Genomic DNA, 20,564 nt, shown 5'->3' with positions numbered 1-20,564 from the left:
GACTCAGCGATTCGCCCTGCGATAGGTCGAGACCGTCACCGACGCGGTGACCTCGGTGGCGTCCGGTAGCTCCCCCAGGGCAGCGGACCGAGCGTCGGGGTCACCGTGTCGCGACGACGGACCCATGCCGATCAGTGCCTCGATGTCGTTGTGCGAGAGCATCATCGAATAGTCGAGCGCAGACTCCGCCACCGGCTCGAACAGGCCGGACAACGATTCGCCGAGCCGGCGGGTCTTGTCCTCGGCGACGCCGATGAGTCCCAGTGGCCCCCGCAGCTCACGCTGATGTCGCATCGTGGGCGTGACGACGACCAACACTCCGTCGTCGACGAGGACTCGGTTCAGTTCACCGGCGTTGCGTGGGGCGAACACGCACGTCACCGCGGACAGGGCACCCGACCGCACCGGAAGTCCACTCCAGATGTCCGCGACCACGGACCCCAGCCGGGGATGGGATCGTGCGGCGCGCCTGGCCGCGAACTTCGACACGTCGACGCCTATCCCCCGGGCCTCGGGGCGGGCGTCGAGAACAGCCGCGAGGTAGTGACCGGTTCCGACTCCGACGTCGAGTACCACCTCGCTGTCCACCGGCACACCCGCCGAGACCGCTGCGGCGATCGGGTCGAAATGCCCCTTCTCCAGGAACACGTCGCGTGCCGCGATCATCTCGGCCGAGTCGCCGGCAAACTTGCCGCCGTCACCGGTGAGCAGACTGACGTAACCCTGCCGGGCCACGTCGAACGAATGCCCTCGATCGCACCACAAAGTCCGATCCGTGTCGCCTACACCGAGGCCTGAGTCGACCTCGCGCACTCGGCACTGCGGACACAACAGCACGTCCACGACGTCGGTCAGCATCGAGCACCTCTTTCACACCGGCGCGCACACCCTTGAAAACAACACAAAGCCCCGCTTGCCGGTACGGCCAGCGGGGCTGAGCGATGATCGATCGACAGGGCGATCAGCCGGTGACACCCTTCAGTTCGTCACCGAGTGCCGCGGCCTCGTCGGGGGTCAATTCGACGACCAGGCGGCCGCCCCCCTCGAGCGGGACACGCATGACGATTCCTCGTCCCTCTTTGGTTGCTTCGAGGGGACCGTCCCCGGTCCGGGGCTTCATCGCCGCCATCCTCTGCTCCCTCCAGATCTGCGCCCACCAACTCGGCGCCTCGGCCTAAAAGATAAATTCGTCGCGGGGCGACGGGTGTTGACTCCTATTCTTCCCTATCGACCTCGATACCGGGAAACGGAGTCGGTATTCGTGACCTGCACCCAGCACTCCGACAGGTGATCGTCGACCATTCCGGTGGCCTGCATCAGGGCATAGGCGGTTGTCGGACCGACGAACCTCAGACCCCGCCGCTTGAGCTCCTTGGCCATGGCTGTGGACTCTTCGGTCGAGGCGGGCACTTCGGAGAACTCGGTCAGGCGCGCCGGCCTGGGTTCCGGTGCGAAGGACCACAGCAGGGTGTCGAGGTCGGTGTCGTGGAGATCGACGACGGCGCGCGCGTTGTTCACCGCTGCCTCGATCTTGAGCCGATTGCGCACGATGGACGCGTCGTTCATCAACCGATCGACATCGGCCTGGTCGAACCGGGCCACCTGCTCCGGATCGAAACCGGCGAATGCGGTGCGGAAACTCTCGCGCTTGCGCAGGATCGTGATCCACGCCAGACCCGATTGGAACGCTTCGAGACACAGTCGCTCGTAGAGCTCGTTGCGTCCGTGGAGCGGCTGACCCCACTCGGTATCGTGGTAATCCCGATACACAGAGTTGTCGGTGGCACCCCACGGACAGCGGAGCTTGCCGTCCGGTCCGGCGACAGCACTCATTGCCCGTCCGGCTCGGATGCGGCCGACTGTGGGGTACCCGGGGACTGCGCGGCCGACAATCGCGAACGAAGCATGTCGATCTCGCCGCCGAGTCTCTCCAGTGCCCAGTCGACCTCACTGGGCTTGTAACCCCGCAGGCTCTGCTGGAACTTCAGCGCGCGCACGTCGGCACCGGTGACGCCCTCCGCGGGCAGAACGGTCGCGGTGGTTCCCTCGGGCAACGGGCCCAGTTCCTCACCGCGACCGAACACCGCCGACGCCACGAAGAACAATGCAGCAGCGACGACGGCAATGACGACGACGTAGATCAGCAGCGTCAACATGCCTCGATCTTGTCACGACCGCCCGACACGACTATTTCAGCGAGTTCATCGCCGGTCGATCCAACAACGACACCTCGGTCGAGAACGGCTCGAACGAGTCACCGTCGACGCGGAACTGCAGAAGACCGGCACCGGAATCGACCATCCCGCAGCGGTTGAGCATCGTCCCGACGATCTGTCGGCTCATCGCCCCGAGTTCGACCAGCGGGCGGTTGCGGTGCTTGCGCACTCCCAGATTCACCTGGCCGATCGCCCCCAGCCCGAGCCTGTCGTAGGTATCGAGCAACAGCCCGATCTCCACTCCGTAGCCGGGCGCGAACGGCACCGCGGACAGAAGCTCACGCGTACCGGCGTACTCGCCCCCGAGGGGTTGAATGACCCCGGTCAGCTCGGGCCGCAACGCAGCGAGCAGCGGCCGTGCCACCAGCTCGGTGACGCGTCCACCGCCGTTGGCGTCCTCGGTTCCGCTGGTCCGCAACGGGCGGCGGTAGTAACCCTTGACGAGGTGGATGCCGTCGCCCATCAGCAGGGGGCCGAGCAACTTGGGCACGAACGCCGGATCGGGGTTGATCAGGTCGGAGTCGACGAACGCGATGAGATCACCGGTCGACGCAGCCACCGATCGCCACAGCACCTCGCCCTTGCCTGGTACCGGGTCGACCCCAGGTACCGCTTCCTCTCTGCTGATGACCCGTGCACCGGCCGCCGTCGCGCGCACAGCCGTTTCGTCGGTGGAACCGGAGTCCAACACGATCAGCTCGTCGACGAGTCCGCCGAGCAACGGGTGGATCGTGTCGATGACGGCGGCGACCGTCTGTTCCTCGTTGAGCGCAGGGAGTACCACCGACACCGTTCGGCCCGCTTTGGCGGCCTCGAGTTCGGCGACGGTCCATTGCGGGGTGTCCCAGCTGTTGGTCTCGGACCACGCCCTGGTGACGTCCGTTCGATCTGCGAGTGTCATGCCAGACCCCTGACCGTCCGCGCCGGGGTTCTCAGACCCTGGATCGCTGCCACCATGTCGACGACTCTTCTGGTCGACGCAACTTCGTGAACCCGGAACATTCGGGCTCCGCCTGCTGCGGCCAATGCTGTCGCTGCCAATGTTCCCTCCAACCGGTCGGCGAGCTCTACCCCTAGAGTCTCGCCTACGAAGTCCTTGTTGCTCAGCGCCATGAGCACAGGCCACCCGGTGTTTACAAGATCGTCCACGCGACGCAACAACTCGAGCCCGTGATAGGTGTTTTTGCCGAAATCGTGCGTCGGATCGATAAGAATCGAATCCTTTTTCACCCCCTCCGCGACGGCGTTCTCCGCGGCAGCGGTGACTTCGGCGATCACGTCGGCCACCACATCGGTGTACCGAACACGATGCGGGCGCGTGCGGGGCACCGCCCCGCCGGTGTGCGAGCAGACGATGCCGACGCCTTCGGTGGCAGCAACGCGCACCAGCTCCGGATCGGCCCCGGCCCACGTGTCGTTGATCAGATCCGCTCCGACGCCACAGGCCAGTCGAGCGACCTCGCTGCGCCAGGTGTCCACACTGATCAGCAGCTCCGGATACGCGTCCCGGATGGCCTCGACGAAAGGAACGACGCGGCGAATCTCCTCCTCGGCGTCGACGATGGCGCCGGGGCCGGCCTTCACACCGCCGATGTCGATCATGTCGGCACCCTCCGCGACGGCTCGGTGCACCGACGCCATCGCTGCGTCGTCGGAAAAGTTCGCACCCCCGTCGTAGAACGAATCGGGGGTGCGATTGACGATCGCCATGACCAATGCGCGATCGTCGGCGACCGGTTTGCCGCAGAGAGTGCTCATGAAATCAATAGTGGCACGTGAGCATCTTTCGAGTGCTCAGCCCTTGGGCGCCTTGCCTGCGGCGACCTCGGCCACGTAACCGTCGTACGCCTTCTCGTAGCCACCGGACTTGCCACGCAGCACGTACAGGTCGCTGTCGCTGTCCTCCTCGTAGCCGAGCTTGCGCAGGGCCACCTTCTGACTCTTGAACGTCGACGTCTGCTCGAGGCTCTCGACGACCCTGACGAACAGCGGCACCGCGTACGTCGGGAGCTTGTCGTAGAGGTGCTCGGCCATCGTCTTGCCGTCGAAGGTCTCGCCTTCGCGCAGCGTCACCGCAGCCATGCCTGCTTTGCCGTCGGTTCCCTCGATGTCGACGCCGTACACGACGGCACCGTCGATCGACGAGTGCCCACCCAGGGCTCCCTCGACCTGTGTGGTCGCGACGTTCTCGCCCTTCCAGCGGAAGGTGTCACCGAGGCGATCGACGAACGCGACGTGCATGAAGCCCTGCTTGCGGACCAGGTCGCCGGTGTCGAACCATGCGTCGCCGTCCTTGAATCCGTCGCGCACCAGCTTCTTCTCGGTAGCCTTGTCGTCGGAGTAGCCGTCGAAGGGTGCTCGGTCGGTGACCTTGGACAGCAGCAGTCCGACCTCGCCGTTGCCGACCTTGCGGAGCTTGCCGTCCTGGCCGCGCTTGGCCTTGCCGGACTCCTCGTCGTACTGGACGACGGCGTACGGCAACGGGCAGACGCCTGCGGTCTTCTTCATGTTCAGGGCATTGATGAATGCGATGTTGCACTCGCTGGCACCGTAGAACTCGGCAACGCGGGAGATGCCGAATCGCTGGGTGAACTCTTCCCAGATCTCCGGGCGCAGTCCGTTGCCGACGATCAGCTTGACCGAGTTGTCTCGGTCGGACGGCTTCTCCGGCTGCGTCAGCAGGTAGCGGCACAGCTCACCGATGTAGGTGAACGCGGTGGCCTTGTTGAGCCGGATGTCGTCCCAGAAGTTGCTCACCGAGAACTGCTTGCCGATGGCCATCGTCGCGCCGCCTGCGAGCACCGAGGACAGCGTCACCGTCAGTGCATTGTTGTGGTAGAGCGGCAGGCAGCAGTAGATGACGTCGTTGCTGCGCAGCCGCACACCCATGTTGCCCAGACCGGACATCGACTTGAGCCAGCGGAAGTGGCTCATCAGGCTGGCCTTCGGCATGCCGGTGGTGCCCGAGGTGAAGATGTAGAACGCCTTCTCCTTGGCCTGGATCTCGGCGGTGACCTTCGGATTGGCCGTCGACGCCGTCGCCGCGAGCTCGGCCAGCTTCTTCAGCGGCAGTACTGCTCCGACCTTCGGCTCCCCGTCGAGCGAGTCGAGGGCTTCCTGCGCGCTCTCGTCCAGCACGAGGACCTTCGCGTCGAGAATGCCGAGGCTGTGCTCGAGCACGTCACCGCGCTGGTTGTAGTTCAGCATTCCCGCCGTGGCACCGAGCTTGACGGTAGCGAGCGCGGCGAACAGTGCCTCCGGCCTGTTCTTGCTGAGAATGCCGACGACGTCGCCGCGCTTCACCCCGTGGTCCGCGAACACCGCGGCGTACTGGTTGACGAGTTCGTTCGCGTCCCGATAGGTGATCGATTCGCCCTCGAACCGCACGAACGGACGGTCGCTGTTCTTCGCGGCGGCGTCCTGGAAGACCTGACCGATCGACGCTTTGTGGTCGGGCTTGCGGGTGAATCCCGCCAGGCCCTTGAGCAGACTAGGCACCTCCGTCACCATTTTCGGCAACGCGACCGCGAGGTCGGTCACTCCAATTTTCTGACGGGCATCGACAGCCATGAACTCCCCTTTGAAGACGATGTGAGATTTCTTACCCTACTTGAGAGTAACAACTTTGAGCATCTCACTTCGTGGCCGCGCTTGGTGACCTGTCACAACGTTGCGCAGGCATCCAGTGCTGCATCGACAGTCGACGTTCTGACCAGGGCGTCCAGGGCGCGTTGCTGGACGAATCCGGTCTCTCGCAAACCTTCTATCCACTGCATCATGCCGTCGAAATGTCCGAATGGATCGAGCATCACCATCGGCTTGCTGTGCATGCCCAGGTAGCCCGCCGTCCAGGTCTCGAACAGCTCCTCCAACGTCCCGATCCCACCGGGCAAGGTGATGAACGCGTCAGCGCGGTCCTCCATGATCTTCTTCCGCTCACGCATCGTGTCGGTGACGATCAGCTCGTCGGCGTCGACATCGGCGACCTCACGGTGCACGAGCGCTTTCGGAATGACGCCGACCGTGTTGCCGCCCGCTGCTCGCGTCGCCGCGGCGACCGCGCCCATCATCGAGACGTTGCCGCCGCCCGAGACGAGCTGCCAGCCTCGCCGACCGATCTCGGTGCCGACCTCACCGGCCAGGTCGATGAACGAGGAGTCCACGGGACCCGACGCGCAGTAGACGCAGACGCTGAGCGCGCGTTCGGTCGATGCTCGCTCGCTCACTGCTGGGCCTCGCGGACGATCCGGACAGCCTCGTCGACGCTGTCGGTGCAGTGGATGAGGTCGAGGTCCTTCTCGGACACCTTGCCTTCTTTCACGAGAGTCGTCTTTATCCATTCGAGCAGTCCAGACCAGAAGTCTTTGCCCAGCAACACGATCGGGAATTTCGTGACCTTGGCGGTCTGCACCAGGGTCAGTGCCTCGAAGAGTTCGTCGAGAGTACCGAAACCGCCGGGGAGGCACACGAACGCCTGGGAGTACTTCACGAACATGGTCTTGCGCACGAAGAAGTAGCGAAAATTGACGCCCAGATCGACCCACTCGTTGAGGCCCTGCTCGAAGGGCAGCTCGATGCCGAGCCCGATCGAGTAGCCGTCGGCCTCGCTCGCACCGCGGTTGGCCCCTTCCATCGCCCCGGGACCGCCGCCGGTGATGACGGCGAAGCCCTCCTTCGCAAGAGCGGCTCCGAGTTGCCGGGCGCGCTCGTACTCGGGATGGTCGACGGGGGTGCGCGCCGAACCGAACACGGTCACGGCCTTGGGGACCTCGGCCAGGGCACCGAATCCCTCGACGAATTCGCTCTGGATGCGCAGCACTCGCCAGGTGTCGGAGTGAATCCAGTTTCCTGGACCACGCTCGTCGAGCAGGCGCTGATCCGAGGTGGACGTCTCGGTGTTCCGGCCACGCCGAAGTACTACGGATCCCTTGTGCTTGGCCGGCTTCTCGCTGCTGTGCCCCTCGGAACTGTCGTCGTCCTCGAAACCGCCGTGTTCCTCGAAACCGCTTGGGCCCTGGTCGCTGTTCATGGCGTTCAGGCTATCCGGCAGAGAGGTAGCTCCGGAGCACCTGTGTGACATGGGTGATCTGCTCGACGGGTACGCGTTCGTCACGCTTGTGGGCCAGATTGGGGTCGCCGGGTCCGTAGTTGACCGCCGGGATCCCGAGCGCCGAGAAGCGCGAGACGTCCGTCCAGCCGTACTTGGCCCGGAACTGTCCGCCCGCGGCCTCGATGAGAGCGGCCGCTGCGGGTCGGTTCAAACCGGGAAGCGCTCCGGGCGACGAGTCGGTGACCTCGAAGCCGAGATCCAGTCCCTCGACCACCTCACGAACGTGTTCGACGGCGTCGTCGACGTTGCGATCCGGTGCGAAGCGAAAGTTGACGTCGAGTTCGGCTGCGTCGGGAACGACATTGCCCGCCACCCCACCGGAGATCCGGACTGCTTGCAGCCCTTCCCGATACACACAGCCGTCGATATCGACGGTGCGCGCGCGATACGCGGCGAGACGGTTGAGAACCGCACCGAACTTGTGAATTGCGTTGTCGCCCAACCAGGACCGGGCACTGTGGGCCCGCGTTCCCGACGCCGTCAGCCGAACCCGCAGCGTCCCTTGGCAACCGGCCTCGATGAATCCGCCGGACGGTTCGCCGAGGATCGCGACGTCGGCAGCGAGCCATTCGGGGAGTTCGCGTTCGATCCGGCCCAGTCCGTTGCGCGCGGCCGCGATCTCCTCGCAGTCGTAGAACACCAGGGTCAGATCGTGCGCAGGGTTGTCGATCGTGGCGGCGAGGTGCAGGAACACCGCGTCACCCGACTTCATGTCGACGGTTCCGCACCCGTGCAGAATGTCACCCTCGGCGCTGTCGTGCTCGCGTCTCGACGGCACGTTGTCCGCGATGGGAACCGTGTCGAGATGACCCGCGAGCATCACCCTCGATGCCAGTCCGCGGTTGGTTCGGGCGAGCACGGCGTTGCCGCTGCGGATGATCTCGAAGCCCGTCGTCTGCTGGCGGAGCGCCTGCTCCACCTCGTCTGCGATCCGCGATTCGTCCTCACTGACACTGGGGATGTCCACCAGCGCCGCGGTGAGGTCTATCGGGTCGGCATGCAGTTCGAGCGTCACGGGAGAAAACTCTAGGCCGTGGATCCCGGAATCTCGCGGACCACGCCGTCGAAGCCGGCACCGAACAATCTTCCGCTCGAGAAGCCCTGGTCGGAACGCCCGTAGGCCACGACGCTCGTCAACCGCGTACCGGTGCCGATGACACATGTCGCCCCCGGCGCATCGATGCGGACGACGGAGCCGCCTGCGTTGAGCGGCACCACCGGGCGTCCCGCATCGTCGAGGGTGAGCCCGTCCGGAGCCGCGAAGCCGTCGAGCCCCGACAGGTCGAGAACACTTTCCGGTGCAGAGGGGGCGGCGATCGGGATCCGGCTGACGCCCGGGTTCACGAAAGTTCGCGAGACGTACAGGTACCGATCGGCGGCGTCGAGCACTGCGCCGTTGGCACTGGGGAAGCTCGCCCACGCCGGGTCGACCGAGCCGTCGGGGCCGATCCGGCCGATCAGCGAGCCGAAGTCGTTGGTGGCGTACACCGTTCCGTCGCCGGCGACGGCAAGGCCGTTGGCCGCGCTCAGACCGGTCGCGAACGGAGTGACAGTGAGTGTGTCCACGTCGAGACGAACGATCCCCGCGGCCCTGACGATGTCTCCGACAAATACGCGCGGGTCGGCTCCGTAGCCGACCAGCAGGGTGCCGTCGGGCATCCAGGCCAGAGCGCCACCGCCACCACTGGGAACCGTCGCGATGGGATACGCGGCCTGTCCTGGCGCGTCGATGCGGTACACCCGGCCGGAGACGATGTCGGTGACGTAGGCGCGGCCCGACGCGTCGACTGCCAATCCTTCCAGAGCTGACCCCGGGATTCGTGCGACCACTGCCGACGGCCCGCCTGCTCCGGCGCAATCGGGATCTGCGGCTGCGGTGCCGGAGCCCAGGACAACGCCGCCCGACACCACCACAGCGGCAGCAATAGCCGTGACGACCGAACGTACGCGCGCGGACTTGCTCGAATTCATGACAACTCCCCCAGCCTCGGCGACCCCCTGTCAGCCTATGACGATGTCTACCACGCGCCTGTGACAACCAAACCCAGCGCGACTCCGAGCACGATCGTCGTCGCCAGGGTTGTCACCAACCCGGTGAAGGACACACTGCCCGCCATCACCGAGGTCGCGCCACGGCTACGGGAGGCAGTACGAGTGATCACCGGACACACTCTGTCAGCTCCCCCGCGGCCGATTCGTCGGCCTGCATCCCGATGCGATCACGCTCGGCAGTCGAACCGATAACGAACCGACGCAGCACCCGAATCGAGGTGTTCCCGCAATCCGCACGCCCGAGACCGTGTGCAGAACAGTCGCCGACCGGAGCCCGTTGCCGAGCCCACCGCATTCGGCCCACCGCGTATTCTTCGTCCCGTGAGCGCACATGGAGCATCAGCAGTAGGAATCGCCAACATTACGACATCGGGCGTTGTTCTCGACACCTGGTTTCCGAGCCCGGAGCTCGGGTCGGGCTTCGAGACCGGCACCACCCGGCTCGAGGGTTCGGACGTCCCCGAGGAGCTGGCCGCTCTCGTCGGACCGGACGAGGCGCGCGGCGTCGAGGTAGTCGCAGTGCGCACCAGCATCGCCTCGCTCGACGACGCCCCGATCGACGCCCACGATGCGTATCTGCGACTGCATCTGCTCTCGCACCGGTTGATTCAGCCGCACGGACAGAACCTCGACGGAGTGTTCGGTCTGCTGGCCAACGTGGTGTGGACCAACTTCGGGCCTGCTGCCGTGGACGGTTTCGAGACGGTGCGCGCAAAGCTGCGCGCCCGCGGTCCGGTGACCGTGTACGGAGTCGACAAGTTCCCGCGCCTGGTCGATTACGTCGTTCCCACCGGAGTTCGTATCGCCGACGCCGACCGCGTTCGTCTCGGCGCGCACCTGGCCAGCGGGACGACGGTCATGCACGAGGGCTTCGTCAACTTCAATGCCGGCACGCTCGGCAACTCGATGGTCGAGGGACGTATCTCCGCGGGTGTCGTGGTGGGCGACGGTTCCGACGTGGGTGGCGGTGCGTCGATCATGGGCACGCTCTCCGGTGGCGGCAAGAACGTCATCTCCGTCGGAAAGAGCTGCCTGTTGGGCGCCAACTCCGGGCTCGGCATTTCGCTCGGTGACGACTGCGTCGTAGAGGCCGGGCTGTACATCACCGCCGGCACGAAGGTGAGCGGTCCGGATGGGACAGTGGTGAAGGCTGCCACGTTGTCCGGCAAGTCGAACCTGCTGTTCCGTCGCAACTCACTGTCGGGTGCTGTCGAGGTGGTGCCGTGGAAGGGAACCGGCGTCGAACTGAACGCGGCATTGCACGCCAACGACTAGCCTGCTCCACCCGAATCAGTCTGTCGAACAACCCCTTCTAGCCCCGCACCGTGTTCTCGGTGCGGGGCTGGAGTCTTTCCTGAGGCTCACGCGATGTGGGGGCCTGCTCGGGCGTGGGATGGTCTGGGTTGTCGGTAGGAGTCGACGGTTGCCGGCGGTACGAACCAGGGATTGGTTGTCGGCGCCGATGAACACTTCCCAGTCCGAGTGGTGCATCAGTCGGTGGTGTAACCCGCACAGCAGAACCAGGTTGTTCATGTCGGTGGGGCCGCCGTCGCCCCAGTGCCAAATGTGGTGCCCTTCGGTCCAGGCGGCAGGTTTTCCGCAGCCGGGGAACGCGCAGCCGTGATCGCGGGCGGTGAGGGCTTTTCGTTGTTTCGCGGTGACGGTACGGGCGGTGCGGGCGAGGTTGAGCGGGTTGCCGTTCTCGTCCATCACGATCGCGGTCAGGACGCAGTCGCAGGCGAGTTGGCGGGAGGTGTTGCGGGAGAGCGGTCCCATCCACGGCAGCCACCCGACCGAAGTGCCGTCGCCGAACAAGTCGCGATACGCGCCACGATCAGCGGCAGCTCCCGCAGCCTTGCCGGCCTCGGGTTCATCCGCCGCGTCCGGTTCTGCCGTGTCGGGGTGCATCGGGCCACCGGTGTTGATGTCGACGGGATCTGCTGTGTCGGTGTAGGTGTCGGTTGCTGCGCGTGAGGTTTCGTCGTCGGTGATGTCGTCTTCTTCGCCGCGGTTCTGGAGGTCGGTGAGGTCCTGCAACCGGATGTGCAGGTTCAGGTGCGGGCGTTCACCGCCTTCGATGGGGCGATCGCTGGAGGCGAGGTATTGGTCGAAGATGTGTCCGAAGGCGTCGGCTCTGCGCTTGGCGGGGCTGCGATCGTCTTGGGTTCCGTCGGCGGCGGGGTGGGGTTCGGTCAGCGGGGAGAGTGCGGTGAGCAGTTTCTCGCCGGTGATCGCGTCGAAGTCTCCTTTGAGTACCAGCCGACCGTTCAGGGTTGTGGAGGCGAAGAGTTCGTTGCGGTCGGTGTTCTCGGCGGGTGGTTTCTTGGTGCCGAAGCTGTCTTCGAGTCGGGTGATCGCTGCTCGGATGCGGCCGGTGCGTGCGTCGGGTCCTGTCGCAGATTTGATCAACGCGGCGCGGGCCATATCGCGACCCTTTTGCGGCAGGTGTTCCGGTGGGGTTTCGGCGAAGGTGAGGATCAGCGCGGCGTGATCGACGGACATCACGCCGGTGTTCACGGCGTCGGCGATGTCGGGAAACGCAGCCATGCCGCGGGCGAGGGCAACGATCTTGGTGGCCTTGGACGGCGAGAGCAGGGTGGTGGAGGTCAGCCAGCCGGCGGGTCCGGGGAAGCCGAGTTTCTCCCGTGAGACGCGGGTGTCGATCTCGGCGACGAGAGCGATCCGTCGGGCCTCCAACAACTGGATCCGGTGGGAGACCGCGGCGGCGTCGGCGAGCAGTTCACTCTCGCTCAGTTGCCAGATCTCCGTGGTCATGGAAGCAAGTGTATCGAACGCGCGTTCGACTGGCAACCATAGTGCAATCGAAAACTATTGCCCTGCATAAGGATTCGACATCCAAAATTGTCGGTGGCGTGTGATAGGAGCCGACTCATTCTTCACGATTCGCGGTCGACCACCACAGTTCCTTGGTGGTAGAGAATCTTCCAAGCATCGTTACTTCGCTGCCACACCGTGACCCTGCGGGTGAGCCGGTCGTCGAGCAGCAGGGTGTACGTCAGCAAGAAGGTCTCGGGTGCAACTTCCCGTAGCTCGAACCCGCCCGCCTCCCAGTCTGCGTCGAACCGGTCTTCCGGCGCGATCGATATCGGAGGCTCGGACCAGGGTCAGCCGATGGTCCCCAGCGACGCCAGAGTCTTCACCACTGCGCGTGCAGCCTCGGCACCCTTTTTCTCCAGGTGCGCGGTGAAGAAGGCCGTGTGATCGGCGTGTTCGTGAAAGTGGTGTGGTGTCAGCACCACCGAGAACACCGGCACGTCGGTGTCCAGCTGCACTCGCATCAGGCCGTCGATGACCGCTGTTTCGACGAAATCGTGTCGGTAGATTCCGCCGTCGACCACCAGCGCAGCGGCGACGATCGCGGCGTACTTGCCCGTCTTGGCCAACCGCTGTGCATGCAGTGGGATCTCGAAGGCCCCGGGCACCTCGAACACGTCGAGCGGCGTCTCGGCCTGTCCGAGCTTCTCCAGTTCGGCGGCGAATCCCACTCGCGCACGATCGACGATGTCCAGGTGCCAGCTGGCGTGGACGAAAGCAATGGATCCGGCGAGTGGAGTGGTCATGGGTGCGATGCTAGCGGTATCGCTCGTCGAGCAAGTCGAGTGTCGGGCCATCGAATTCACCGGCGAAATACTTCTGCAACACTTCGCCGAATACGGACGGGCCCTTGGTAGCTTCGGCGAAAAGCGTCATGGACGAATGCAGCTTCAGGTTGTCGGGATAACCGAAGATCTCGTCGACGGTCCGCCCCTCGACAGCCACCACAAGCCGGGCCGCCTTCTTCAAGCGAGGACCCAATACTTCGTGGGACAGGTACAGCTCCGCCTCGGTCAGATCGGCGATGCCGAAGTGTTGGGCAGTCGCACTGCGCCCCAACCCCGCCAACTGCGGGAACACAAACCACATCCAGTGCGTCTGCTTTCGCCCTGCTTTCAGTTCCTTCGTCACCGCGGTCCAGACGGGGTCCTGAGCATCGACGAAGCGTTGCAGGTCGTATTCGGTCATGCCGTTCAACTTAGGTGAACCCGCGCAGCAGAGTGTCGACGGTCGCGTCGAGCAGATCCTCGGTCGGGACGCCGTCGAGCAGGTCGCCGGTGGCCAGCATCGCGAGTCCGTGCACACTCGCGAAAGCGACGCGCGCGAGTATCTCGGGTGGAGCCTCGGTGATCACACCGGCTGCGATGGCCTCGCTGAGCAATGCCTCGGTGGCGGTCATACTCTCGTGTGCAACGCTTTTCAGCTTCTCACTGGCGTCGGGGTGATGCTTGGTGCTGTACATGACATCCAGCAACTCCGGGTGTTCGACGGCGAATCCGAGGTAGGCACGGGCCACGCCACGGAACCTGGCCATCAGCTCACCGGGTCCCGTTGCCGCTGCGACCATCCGGCGGTTCAATTCCTCGAAACCGTGCAGCGCCAATGCATCCAGCAACGCCTGCTTGTCACGGAAGTGGCGCGCCGGGGCACCGTGACTGACGCCGACGTCTCTGGCCAGCTGCCGAAGCGACAACGCGTCGACCCCGCCGTGCGCGATGCTCCGTTCGGCCTCGTCGAGCAACACCGCACGCAGGTCGCCATGGTGGTAGCGCTGCGTTGCCATGACCTCACCCTAGGCGATGTTGACGTTGACAACAATGCTGACACTGCCTACATTGACAGCCATGACTTCCACAGCGCTCATCACCGGAGCAAGTTCGGGCCTCGGCGAGGAATTCGCCACCCGCTTCGCCGCACGCGGCGAGAACGTCGTCCTCGTGGCGCGACGCACCGATCGACTGAACGCCCTAGCACGGCGTATCGAAGCCGATCACGGCGTGACGGCCACCGTCGTAGCCATGGATCTGGGCGTCCCCGGTATCGGCGAAACCCTGCGAACCACATTGGCGGACAAGGGAATCACCCCCACCACCCTGATCAACAACGCAGGCTTCGGCACGCACGGGAAGTTCGCCGACGAGGACCCCACACGCGTCGCCGCCGAGATCGCCCTCAACATCAGTGCGCTGGTGGACCTCACTCACGCATTCCTGCCGAACCTGACCGGCGCACTGATCAACGTCGCGAGTACCGCCGCGTACCAACCCACACCCAACATGGCCGTCTACGGCGCGACGAAGGCATTCGTCCTCAACTTCACCGAAGCGCTGGCCTTCGAGCACCGCGCCTCGCCGCTGAAGATTCTCGCGCTCTCCCCCGGCCCTACCCGCACCGAGTTCTTCGACGTCGTCGGATCCGAGGACGCCGCGGTGGGCAACTTCCAGACCTCCGAGCAGGTGGTCGCGACGGCTCTGCGCGCGTTGGACTCTCGCCGCACCCCCGCCAGCATCGTGTCCGGCCTGTCCAACAAGATCAGCGCCGGCAGTGTCCGTTTGGCTCCACGTGCACTGGCCACCGTGATCAGTGGTCGCCTACTGAAGGCGTGAACCTCTAACCGCGGGTACGACGCGAATCGATCACTCCCGTATCGAATCCGGCCAGGTGCAATCCGCCGTGGAATCGGGCGTGTTCGATCTTGAGGCACCGATCCATGACGACGTTCAATCCCGCTGCCTCGCCGTCGTGGGCCACCTGCTCGTGCCACAGCCCCAACTGAAGCCAGATCGTCTTCGCCTGCGCTGCAATGGTTTCCGAAAGCACTGCAGGAAGGTCGTCGTACTTGCGGAACACGTCGACCAGATCCGGCGGCTTCGGTAGGTCGGCGAGTGTGGGGTAGACCGTCGTACCTTCGATGTCGGTGACCGTCGGGTTCACCAGAAAGATCTCGTAGTTGCTCGTCGACGAGAGGTAGCGGTTGACGAAGTAGCTTGCCCGCGAGGGATTCTTGGACGCACCGACGATCGCGACGGTCTTGGTCTCCCGCAGAATGCGCTGCCGCTCCTGGGCGGACGGGCCCTGCCAGGTGCGCTCGCTCATGACCTCGCCTTTCCGGTTGCCAGGGTCAGAGCCTGATCCAGGTCCCACAGAATGTCCTCGACATCTTCGAGTCCGACGCTGATCCGAATCAACTCCGGACCGACACCTGCTCCGCGGAGTTGCTCGTCGGTCAGTTGTCGGTGCGTGGTGCTGCCCGGGTGGATCACGAGGGTGCGCACGTCACCGATGTTGGCGACGTGGCTGGCGACCTGAACGCTCTCGACGAACGCCTGCCCGGTCTCGCGGCCACCGTCGATGCCGAAAGCGAACACCGCACCGGGACCGGCCGGGAGGTACTTCCCTGCCCGGTCGTGGTGCGGATGACTCTGCAACCCAGCCCATCTCACGTACTCGATTCGGGGATCCGCCTCGAGCCACTCGGCGACCACCCGAGCATTGGCGACGTGCGCGTCCATGCGTTGCGGCAGCGTCTCCACTCCCTGGATCAACGTGAATGCCGATTGCGGTGCCAGTGCGCCGCCGATGTCGCGCAACTGCTCGCTGCGCAGCTTGGTCAGAAAGCCGTATTCGCCGAAGTTTCCCCACCACGACAGACCGCCGTACGAGTCCACCGGGGCCGTCATCTGCGGAAATTTGCCCGAGCCCCAATCGAATCGCCCGGATTCGACCACCACTCCCCCGAGCGTCGATCCGTGACCGCCGAGGAACTTGGTGGCCGAGTGGATCACGATGTCGGCGCCGAATTCGATGGGTCTGCTCAGCCATGGCGTCGCCATCGTCGCGTCGATGACCAACGGAATTCCGTGATCGTGCGCTACGGCGGCGAGACCCTCGAGGTCGGCGATCTCTCACCCGACGGATTGCCGATGATCTCGGCGTAGAGCAGTTTGGTCGAATCCGTCACCGCTGCTGCGTAATCCGCAGGATCGGTACCGGGAACGAACGTGGTCTCGACGCCGAAGCGACGTAGCGTGACGTCGAGCTGGGTCACCGTGCCGCCGTAGAGCCCGGCCGCGGCAACGATGTGGTCGCCGGTGCCGGCAAGCGCAGCGAACACTGCGAACTCGGCCGCCAACCCACTGGCGAACGCCACCGCCCCGATGCCGCCTTCGAGGCTCGCGATGCGCTCCTCGAAGGCGGCGACCGTGGGGTTGCCGATGCGGCTGTAGACGTTGCCGTACTTCTGCAGAGCGAACAGATCGCCTGCGTCCGCGGAATTCTCGAACACGTAGCTCGCCGTCTGATAGATGGGCACAGCACGCGAACCGGTGGAAGGATCCGGTCTCGCTCCGGCGTGAATTGCTCTGGTACGCAGGCCGAATGTCCGTTCGCTCATGACGTCAGGCCGTTTCGAGAACGGTGTGAATCGGGGTGGGATTGCGCGTCAGATCCAGCACGGGGCAGTGGTCGTCGACGGCCTTCTGCAGCTCCTCGTACCGCTCCCGGGTTTCGGGACCGGTGACGGTCACGACGACGCGCACCTCACCGAATCCGGGACGAACGTTGTCGTCGAAACCGAAGAATCCGCGAACGTCGAGGTCACCCTCGGCCTTGGCTTTGATGTCGTCGACGACGATACCGAGCTTCTCGGCCCAGACGCGGTAGGTGACCACCTGGCAGGACAGCAGCGAAGCCAGGTAGTACTCGACCGGGTTGGCGGCCTTGTTCTCACCGCCGAGGGCGGGCGGCTCGTCGACCTCGACGCTGAACTTGCCCAGGGTGACGGTGCTGGCGACGGCATCGTGCGCGGTGGCGGAGGCACGGAACACCGCGTGGGCGTTCTTGGCGTCGGCCTGCACGGCATCGTCGGTGGCAGCGATGACGCCGCCGATGTGGGACACAGAAGTGGTCATGGAGAATTCCTGTTCGATTCGAGGGTTGCCGGAACTACCCGAGGAGCGCGAAATGCTCGTCGGGGATGGGTTCGATCGACAGCTACGAACAGGAAGAAGTGCAGACGAGACCGAAGTCGATGGTGCGACGACGCCCGAGCCTTCTGGCTGCGTCGGTCACGTGTGTCTCGGTCACGATGCCGACAATAGCTTACGAGAACTGATCCGCGCCGACGTCGGTCTCGTCGTCGGTGATCGCCGCGACGATACGTGCTGCCACCGCATCCGGCGTCAGACCCTGCGGTAGTTTCGGTGCCTGCCCGGCGATCGGCCGCGTCGCAAGCCCCGTCTCGGTGTGCGGCGGACGCACGTCGACGATCCTGATCTTCGACTTCCGCGCTTCTGTACGAACACTTTTCAGCAGCGCGCTCACCGCTGCCTTGCTCGCCGAATAGGCACCCATGTTCGGCATCGGCTTGTCGGCCACGACGGCACTGATGTTGAGCACGAACCCGCCTTGGTCCACAGTGGTCAGTGCTTCTCGAAGCACGCGTAGCGGTGCCAGATAGTTCAGCAGCAGCAATTCGTCGACGGTGTCGTCGTCCACCTCGGTCACCGGTCCGAACGCCACAACGCCCGCGGCGATGACGATTCCGTCCAATCCGCCGTGGTGTTCGACGGCCTCCGCGACCACCGATCGGGCCGAATCGGGCAGCGTCAGATCGGCGTTCACCGTGTGATGGTCCGACTCGATGCTCCGGCCGCTCAGAGTCAACCGAGCCCCGGCCTTCGCGAGCTGCTCGACGATCGGTCCGCCGAGACCGCCGCTGGCACCGAATACGAGAATGCGTGCGCCGTCGAGAGAGGTCATGATTTCGAGGCTAACCGCCTACTCGAACGCTCGCTGACGACCGGCCGAACGACGTAGCCCGGGGCGTGTACTCACAGCAGTTCGGCCGCGCGGCGAACCACGTCGATGCAGAGGTCGAGATTGAGCGGGCTCAACGTCGAGAAGCCCTGCGCCACTTCACCTTGTTCGAGCACCACCACCCGGCCCGCTGCGACGCTCGGCAACGACGGGAACAGTCCGGTCTCGACGATCCCGGCCGAGCCGAAGTCGAACACGACGAGCACATCGGCATCGGCGAGGACGTCGGCGTTTTCGGCGGAGAACTCCGGACGCGGGGCGTCGGCTGTCGCTCCGTCGGACAGTGCGGCGACCGTCGTGAACCCGGCTCGCCGGAACAGATCGACGGCGGGGATCGACTCGTGACCGAGCCCGTAGAACATGGACGTGTCGTAGGCGGCGATCAAGCCGACGGTGGCACCGCCGACGTCGAGCCCTTCGAGCGCGGCGGACATCCTGGCGTCGGTGTCCGCGATGAGCTCGTCGGCGCGATCTCGCCGGTCGAGTGCGTCACCGATCATCTCGAGGTTGGCCCGCCAATCGAACGACGCGATCTGCACCACCGGGGCAAGCGATTCGAGCTGAGAACGGGAATCGGCCACCCCGTCGTCGCCGATGATGAGATCGGGTTCGGCGGCTGCGATGCGCTCGGTGTCGATCGACTCACCGAGGGAGATCCGCTCACTCGTCCCACCGAGTTCGGCGAGGGCGTTCTCGTGCCACTCCCATGATCTGTTCGGTGCGCCGATCATCTCGGCGAAGCCCTCGCGCACCCCGAACTGCACGGGGACGACCCCGAGCGCAAGTACTGTATCGAGATCCCACAGGTTGGCCACACAGGCAACCCGCTGCGGTCGACTGTCGATCACGACGGACTCACCCGCATCGTCGACGATCGTGCGGGGATAGCCGTCCCCTACCGTCCCATCGCCCGTGGCCTGCTCCTCACCGCTACCGCAGCCGGCGATCAACGCAGCGAGGGCAACGCTGCCGATGAGGAACTCACGACGCGTCGCCGCCTCGATGATGGTTGCCTCCGATCGGTGTGCTCCGAGAGCGAAAGCGGCGGCCGATTCAGGCGCAGGTGCGGTCATGACCGGAAACAATAGGCATGCCTAACCTATGCCGTCAAGGGGTCATCAGCCGAGCAACTTCTTCTGGACCTTGCCCATCGCGTTGCGTGGGAGAGAGTCGACCACTCGAATCTCGCGGGGCCGCTTGTGAATCGAGAGCTCGGTGGCCACCAGATCGATCAGCACTCGATCCTCCACATCGGTGCCGACGACGTACGCCACGATGCGCTGGCCGAGGTCGTCGTCGGGCACACCGACCACGGCCACCTCGCCGACGCTCGGATGCCCCAGCAACACCGTCTCGATCTCCCCTGCGCCGACGCGATAGCCGCCGGACTTGATCAGATCGGTCGAGGCTCGTCCCACGATTCGGTGGAAGCCGTCGGGCTCGACGAGAGCGACGTCTCCGGTGTCGAACCACCCGTCCTCGGTGAAGGTCTTCGCCGTCGCGTCCGGGTTGTTCAGGTAGCCGTCGAACAGCATGGGGCAGCGGATCTGCAACGCTCCGATGGATTCGCCGTCGTGCGGCAGGATTTCACCCTTCTCACCGCGCAGCCGGGTCTCGACGCCTGCGACCGGCAGTCCCACCGAGCCTGCTCGACGCTCCCCGTCGGCGCGGGTGCTGATGGTGATGAGGGTTTCACTCATGCCGTATCGCTCGATCGGGGCCTGGCCGGTGAGTTCACGTAGCTTCTCGAACACCGGGACCGGGAGCGGCGCACTACCGGAAACCAGCAGTCGGGCACCGGCAAGGGCGCGGGCCGACGCCTCGTCCGCGGCGACACGCGACCATACGGTCGGCACCCCGAAGTACAGGGATCCGCGCGCTGCCGCGTAGAGCTCCGGCGTCGGCTTCCCGGTGTGGATCAGCGGGCTGCCCACTCGCAGGGGGCCGAGGACGCCGAGGATGAGACCGTGCACGTGGAACAACGGAAGTCCCTGCACCACAGTGTCTCTCGATGTCCAGGCCCAGGCCTGCGCCAACGCGTCGAGCCCGGCCGCGATGGCACTGCGAGAAATCAACACGCCTTTCGGCGGGCCGGTGGTACCGGAGGTGTAGAGCACGAACGCGACCGAGGACGGTTGCGGTTCGGGGTAGCTGTGCCACGACCGTGCATGCTGACGCACCGGCAGGACCTCGAGTCCGGAGGTGTCCGGCGGCGCTTCACCGAGCCACGCCTGCGCGCCCGAGTCGTGGAGGATGTGCTCACGTTCGGCCACCCCGGCATCGGGCGGAACCGGCACCACGGTGACACCGGCGATGAGTGCACCCACAACAGCGAGCACCGTCTTCACCGACGGCGTCGCGTAGACCGCCAGTCGGTCGGCACGCGAGATGCGTTCGGCCACGGACGTCGCCGCGCCCAGGATGTCGGCACGGGAGAGCGAGACTCCGTCGATCGTGATGGCGTCGGGAATGTCGTCTCCCCGCGCAACGGCGAGTGGGTTCAGTGAACGAAGCAGCACATGGCTACCGTACAT

At 65.1% G+C, this 20,564-nt stretch carries 24 protein-coding genes and 1 pseudogene; 2 read left to right on the top strand and 23 right to left on the bottom strand.

What is annotated here, in order from left to right; genetic code table 11:
• Nucleotides 1–3: 3 nt before the first annotated feature.
• From QM590_RS17445 to QM590_RS17390, 12 genes are all read right to left on the bottom strand, one after another.
• On the bottom strand, nt 4–858 hold the full coding sequence (locus tag QM590_RS17445) for a methyltransferase domain-containing protein (protein WP_269595316.1): 855 nt from the start codon (nt 856–858) through the stop codon (nt 4–6).
• Between the two features lie 103 nt (nt 859–961).
• Entirely contained in the window at nt 962–1,129 is a 168-nt protein-coding gene (locus QM590_RS17440) for a DUF3117 domain-containing protein (RefSeq protein WP_008714277.1), read from the bottom strand.
• 95 nt (nt 1,130–1,224) lie between these two features.
• A complete protein-coding gene (locus QM590_RS17435; protein ID WP_269595315.1) occupies nt 1,225–1,833 on the bottom strand; it encodes a DNA-3-methyladenine glycosylase I in 609 nt (202 codons plus the stop codon).
• Complete coding sequence (locus QM590_RS17430) at nt 1,830–2,156, bottom strand: DivIVA domain-containing protein (RefSeq protein ID WP_269595314.1); 327 nt, start codon at nt 2,154–2,156, stop codon at nt 1,830–1,832. The genes QM590_RS17435 and QM590_RS17430 overlap by 4 nt, the downstream gene beginning before the upstream one ends.
• A gap of 31 nt (nt 2,157–2,187) precedes the next feature.
• Nucleotides 2,188–3,117: a glucosyl-3-phosphoglycerate synthase gene (locus QM590_RS17425; RefSeq protein ID WP_068053080.1), complete on the bottom strand. Its 930-nt coding sequence runs from the start codon at nt 3,115–3,117 to the stop codon at nt 2,188–2,190.
• Nucleotides 3,114–3,974 (bottom strand): dihydropteroate synthase, encoded by an 861-nt coding sequence (folP, locus tag QM590_RS17420; RefSeq protein ID WP_269595313.1) that lies wholly within the window; start codon nt 3,972–3,974, stop codon nt 3,114–3,116. Before folP ends, QM590_RS17425 begins: the two co-directional genes overlap by 4 nt.
• A gap of 36 nt (nt 3,975–4,010) precedes the next feature.
• Nucleotides 4,011–5,786, bottom strand: a complete 1,776-nt coding sequence (locus QM590_RS17415) for a long-chain-acyl-CoA synthetase (RefSeq protein WP_068053074.1) — start codon at nt 5,784–5,786, stop codon at nt 4,011–4,013.
• A 92-nt stretch (nt 5,787–5,878) separates the two neighbouring features.
• Nucleotides 5,879–6,442: a cytokinin riboside 5'-monophosphate phosphoribohydrolase gene (gene log, locus QM590_RS17410; RefSeq protein ID WP_094641277.1), complete on the bottom strand. Its 564-nt coding sequence runs from the start codon at nt 6,440–6,442 to the stop codon at nt 5,879–5,881.
• Nucleotides 6,439–7,245, bottom strand: coding sequence for an LOG family protein (locus tag QM590_RS17405; RefSeq protein WP_269595312.1), 807 nt, complete (start codon nt 7,243–7,245; stop codon nt 6,439–6,441). The genes log and QM590_RS17405 overlap by 4 nt, the downstream gene beginning before the upstream one ends.
• A 10-nt stretch (nt 7,246–7,255) precedes the next feature.
• Nucleotides 7,256–8,341 carry a succinyl-diaminopimelate desuccinylase gene (dapE, locus tag QM590_RS17400; protein ID WP_269595311.1) on the bottom strand — a complete coding sequence of 362 codons (1,086 nt, stop codon included), beginning with the start codon at nt 8,339–8,341 and terminating at the stop codon, nt 7,256–7,258.
• A gap of 11 nt (nt 8,342–8,352) precedes the next feature.
• Entirely contained in the window at nt 8,353–9,297 is a 945-nt protein-coding gene (locus tag QM590_RS17395; RefSeq protein WP_269595310.1) for an SMP-30/gluconolactonase/LRE family protein, read from the bottom strand.
• Between the two features lie 47 nt (nt 9,298–9,344).
• Nucleotides 9,345–9,488 carry a hypothetical protein gene (locus QM590_RS17390; protein ID WP_156516329.1) on the bottom strand — a complete coding sequence of 48 codons (144 nt, stop codon included), beginning with the start codon at nt 9,486–9,488 and terminating at the stop codon, nt 9,345–9,347.
• 211 nt (nt 9,489–9,699) lie between these two features.
• Here QM590_RS17390 and dapD point away from each other — a divergent pair, with 211 nt between their 5' ends.
• Entirely contained in the window at nt 9,700–10,653 is a 954-nt protein-coding gene (dapD, locus tag QM590_RS17385) for a 2,3,4,5-tetrahydropyridine-2,6-dicarboxylate N-succinyltransferase (RefSeq protein ID WP_149407923.1), read from the top strand.
• Between the two features lie 86 nt (nt 10,654–10,739).
• Here the strand turns inward: dapD and QM590_RS17380 are convergent.
• The 4 genes and pseudogenes from QM590_RS17380 to QM590_RS17365 all read right to left on the bottom strand — a co-directional run bounded on the left by QM590_RS17380 (nt 10,740) and on the right by QM590_RS17365 (nt 13,996).
• Nucleotides 10,740–12,153: pseudogene (locus QM590_RS17380) on the bottom strand (HNH endonuclease signature motif containing protein).
• 350 nt (nt 12,154–12,503) lie between these two features.
• Nucleotides 12,504–12,959, bottom strand: a complete 456-nt coding sequence (locus tag QM590_RS17375) for a 6,7-dimethyl-8-ribityllumazine synthase (protein WP_094688028.1) — start codon at nt 12,957–12,959, stop codon at nt 12,504–12,506.
• 10 nt (nt 12,960–12,969) lie between these two features.
• Nucleotides 12,970–13,401 carry a DUF1810 domain-containing protein gene (locus QM590_RS17370; RefSeq protein ID WP_094688111.1) on the bottom strand — a complete coding sequence of 144 codons (432 nt, stop codon included), beginning with the start codon at nt 13,399–13,401 and terminating at the stop codon, nt 12,970–12,972.
• A gap of 10 nt (nt 13,402–13,411) precedes the next feature.
• Nucleotides 13,412–13,996 (bottom strand): TetR/AcrR family transcriptional regulator, encoded by a 585-nt coding sequence (locus tag QM590_RS17365; protein ID WP_269595309.1) that lies wholly within the window; start codon nt 13,994–13,996, stop codon nt 13,412–13,414.
• A gap of 61 nt (nt 13,997–14,057) precedes the next feature.
• Between QM590_RS17365 and QM590_RS17360 the strand changes: the two genes are divergently transcribed.
• Nucleotides 14,058–14,819, top strand: a complete 762-nt coding sequence (locus QM590_RS17360; protein ID WP_269595308.1) for an SDR family NAD(P)-dependent oxidoreductase — start codon at nt 14,058–14,060, stop codon at nt 14,817–14,819.
• A gap of 4 nt (nt 14,820–14,823) precedes the next feature.
• Here the strand turns inward: QM590_RS17360 and QM590_RS17355 are convergent, their stop codons facing one another.
• The 7 genes from QM590_RS17355 to QM590_RS17330 all read right to left on the bottom strand — a co-directional run bounded on the left by QM590_RS17355 (nt 14,824) and on the right by QM590_RS17330 (nt 20,564).
• The gene (locus QM590_RS17355) at nt 14,824–15,309 is read right to left on the bottom strand and encodes a CoA-binding protein (RefSeq protein ID WP_269595307.1); all 486 of its coding nucleotides are present in this window, start codon (nt 15,307–15,309) and stop codon (nt 14,824–14,826) included.
• The gene (locus QM590_RS25960) at nt 15,306–16,064 is read right to left on the bottom strand and encodes a PLP-dependent transferase (RefSeq protein ID WP_442972440.1); all 759 of its coding nucleotides are present in this window, start codon (nt 16,062–16,064) and stop codon (nt 15,306–15,308) included. The genes QM590_RS17355 and QM590_RS25960 overlap by 4 nt, the downstream gene beginning before the upstream one ends.
• Before the next feature lie 20 nt (nt 16,065–16,084).
• Nucleotides 16,085–16,606 carry a PLP-dependent transferase gene (locus tag QM590_RS25955; protein ID WP_442972439.1) on the bottom strand — a complete coding sequence of 174 codons (522 nt, stop codon included), beginning with the start codon at nt 16,604–16,606 and terminating at the stop codon, nt 16,085–16,087.
• Nucleotides 16,607–16,610: 4 nt separating this feature from the next.
• Nucleotides 16,611–17,123: an OsmC family protein gene (locus QM590_RS17345; RefSeq protein ID WP_269595306.1), complete on the bottom strand. Its 513-nt coding sequence runs from the start codon at nt 17,121–17,123 to the stop codon at nt 16,611–16,613.
• A 190-nt stretch (nt 17,124–17,313) separates the two neighbouring features.
• Nucleotides 17,314–17,973: an SDR family NAD(P)-dependent oxidoreductase gene (locus QM590_RS17340; RefSeq protein WP_094668808.1), complete on the bottom strand. Its 660-nt coding sequence runs from the start codon at nt 17,971–17,973 to the stop codon at nt 17,314–17,316.
• Between the two features lie 71 nt (nt 17,974–18,044).
• The gene (locus QM590_RS17335; protein WP_269595305.1) at nt 18,045–19,103 is read right to left on the bottom strand and encodes an ABC transporter substrate-binding protein; all 1,059 of its coding nucleotides are present in this window, start codon (nt 19,101–19,103) and stop codon (nt 18,045–18,047) included.
• A gap of 45 nt (nt 19,104–19,148) precedes the next feature.
• Nucleotides 19,149–20,564 (bottom strand): acyl-CoA synthetase, encoded by a 1,416-nt coding sequence (locus QM590_RS17330; protein WP_269595304.1) that lies wholly within the window; start codon nt 20,562–20,564, stop codon nt 19,149–19,151.

This window comes from Rhodococcus sp. IEGM 1372 (assembly GCF_030056835.1).
Lineage (GTDB): Bacteria > Actinomycetota > Actinomycetes > Mycobacteriales > Mycobacteriaceae > Rhodococcoides.
The sequence above is the reverse complement of the archived record's forward strand: the minus strand, read 5'-3'. Positions and strand labels throughout refer to the sequence as shown.

Bases quoted from the DNA above. Each gene is read 5' to 3' on its own strand.
- QM590_RS17440 (WP_008714277.1), bottom strand. From the start codon at position 1,129: ATGGCGGCGATGAAGCCCCGGACCGGGGACGGTCCCCTCGAAGCAACC.
- QM590_RS25955 (WP_442972439.1), bottom strand. From the start codon at position 16,606: ATGAGCGAACGGACATTCGGCCTGCGTACCAGAGCAATTCACGCCGGA.
- QM590_RS17355 (WP_269595307.1), bottom strand. From the start codon at position 15,309: ATGAGCGAGCGCACCTGGCAGGGCCCGTCCGCCCAGGAGCGGCAGCGC.
- QM590_RS17405 (WP_269595312.1), bottom strand. From the start codon at position 7,245: ATGAACAGCGACCAGGGCCCAAGCGGTTTCGAGGAACACGGCGGTTTC.
- QM590_RS17435 (WP_269595315.1), bottom strand. From the start codon at position 1,833: ATGAGTGCTGTCGCCGGACCGGACGGCAAGCTCCGCTGTCCGTGGGGT.
- QM590_RS17445 (WP_269595316.1), bottom strand. From the start codon at position 858: ATGCTGACCGACGTCGTGGACGTGCTGTTGTGTCCGCAGTGCCGAGTG.
- QM590_RS17330 (WP_269595304.1), bottom strand. From the start codon at position 20,564: ATGTACGGTAGCCATGTGCTGCTTCGTTCACTGAACCCACTCGCCGTT.
- QM590_RS17430 (WP_269595314.1), bottom strand. From the start codon at position 2,156: ATGTTGACGCTGCTGATCTACGTCGTCGTCATTGCCGTCGTCGCTGCT.
- folP (WP_269595313.1), bottom strand. From the start codon at position 3,974: ATGAGCACTCTCTGCGGCAAACCGGTCGCCGACGATCGCGCATTGGTC.
- QM590_RS17395 (WP_269595310.1), bottom strand. From the start codon at position 9,297: ATGAATTCGAGCAAGTCCGCGCGCGTACGTTCGGTCGTCACGGCTATT.
- QM590_RS17425 (WP_068053080.1), bottom strand. From the start codon at position 3,117: ATGACACTCGCAGATCGAACGGACGTCACCAGGGCGTGGTCCGAGACC.
- QM590_RS17360 (WP_269595308.1), top strand. From the start codon at position 14,058: ATGACTTCCACAGCGCTCATCACCGGAGCAAGTTCGGGCCTCGGCGAG.
- QM590_RS17370 (WP_094688111.1), bottom strand. From the start codon at position 13,401: ATGACCGAATACGACCTGCAACGCTTCGTCGATGCTCAGGACCCCGTC.
- QM590_RS17335 (WP_269595305.1), bottom strand. From the start codon at position 19,103: ATGACCGCACCTGCGCCTGAATCGGCCGCCGCTTTCGCTCTCGGAGCA.
- QM590_RS17365 (WP_269595309.1), bottom strand. From the start codon at position 13,996: ATGGCAACGCAGCGCTACCACCATGGCGACCTGCGTGCGGTGTTGCTC.
- QM590_RS17340 (WP_094668808.1), bottom strand. From the start codon at position 17,973: ATGACCTCTCTCGACGGCGCACGCATTCTCGTATTCGGTGCCAGCGGC.
- QM590_RS17375 (WP_094688028.1), bottom strand. From the start codon at position 12,959: ATGACCACTCCACTCGCCGGATCCATTGCTTTCGTCCACGCCAGCTGG.
- QM590_RS17345 (WP_269595306.1), bottom strand. From the start codon at position 17,123: ATGACCACTTCTGTGTCCCACATCGGCGGCGTCATCGCTGCCACCGAC.
- QM590_RS17415 (WP_068053074.1), bottom strand. From the start codon at position 5,786: ATGGCTGTCGATGCCCGTCAGAAAATTGGAGTGACCGACCTCGCGGTC.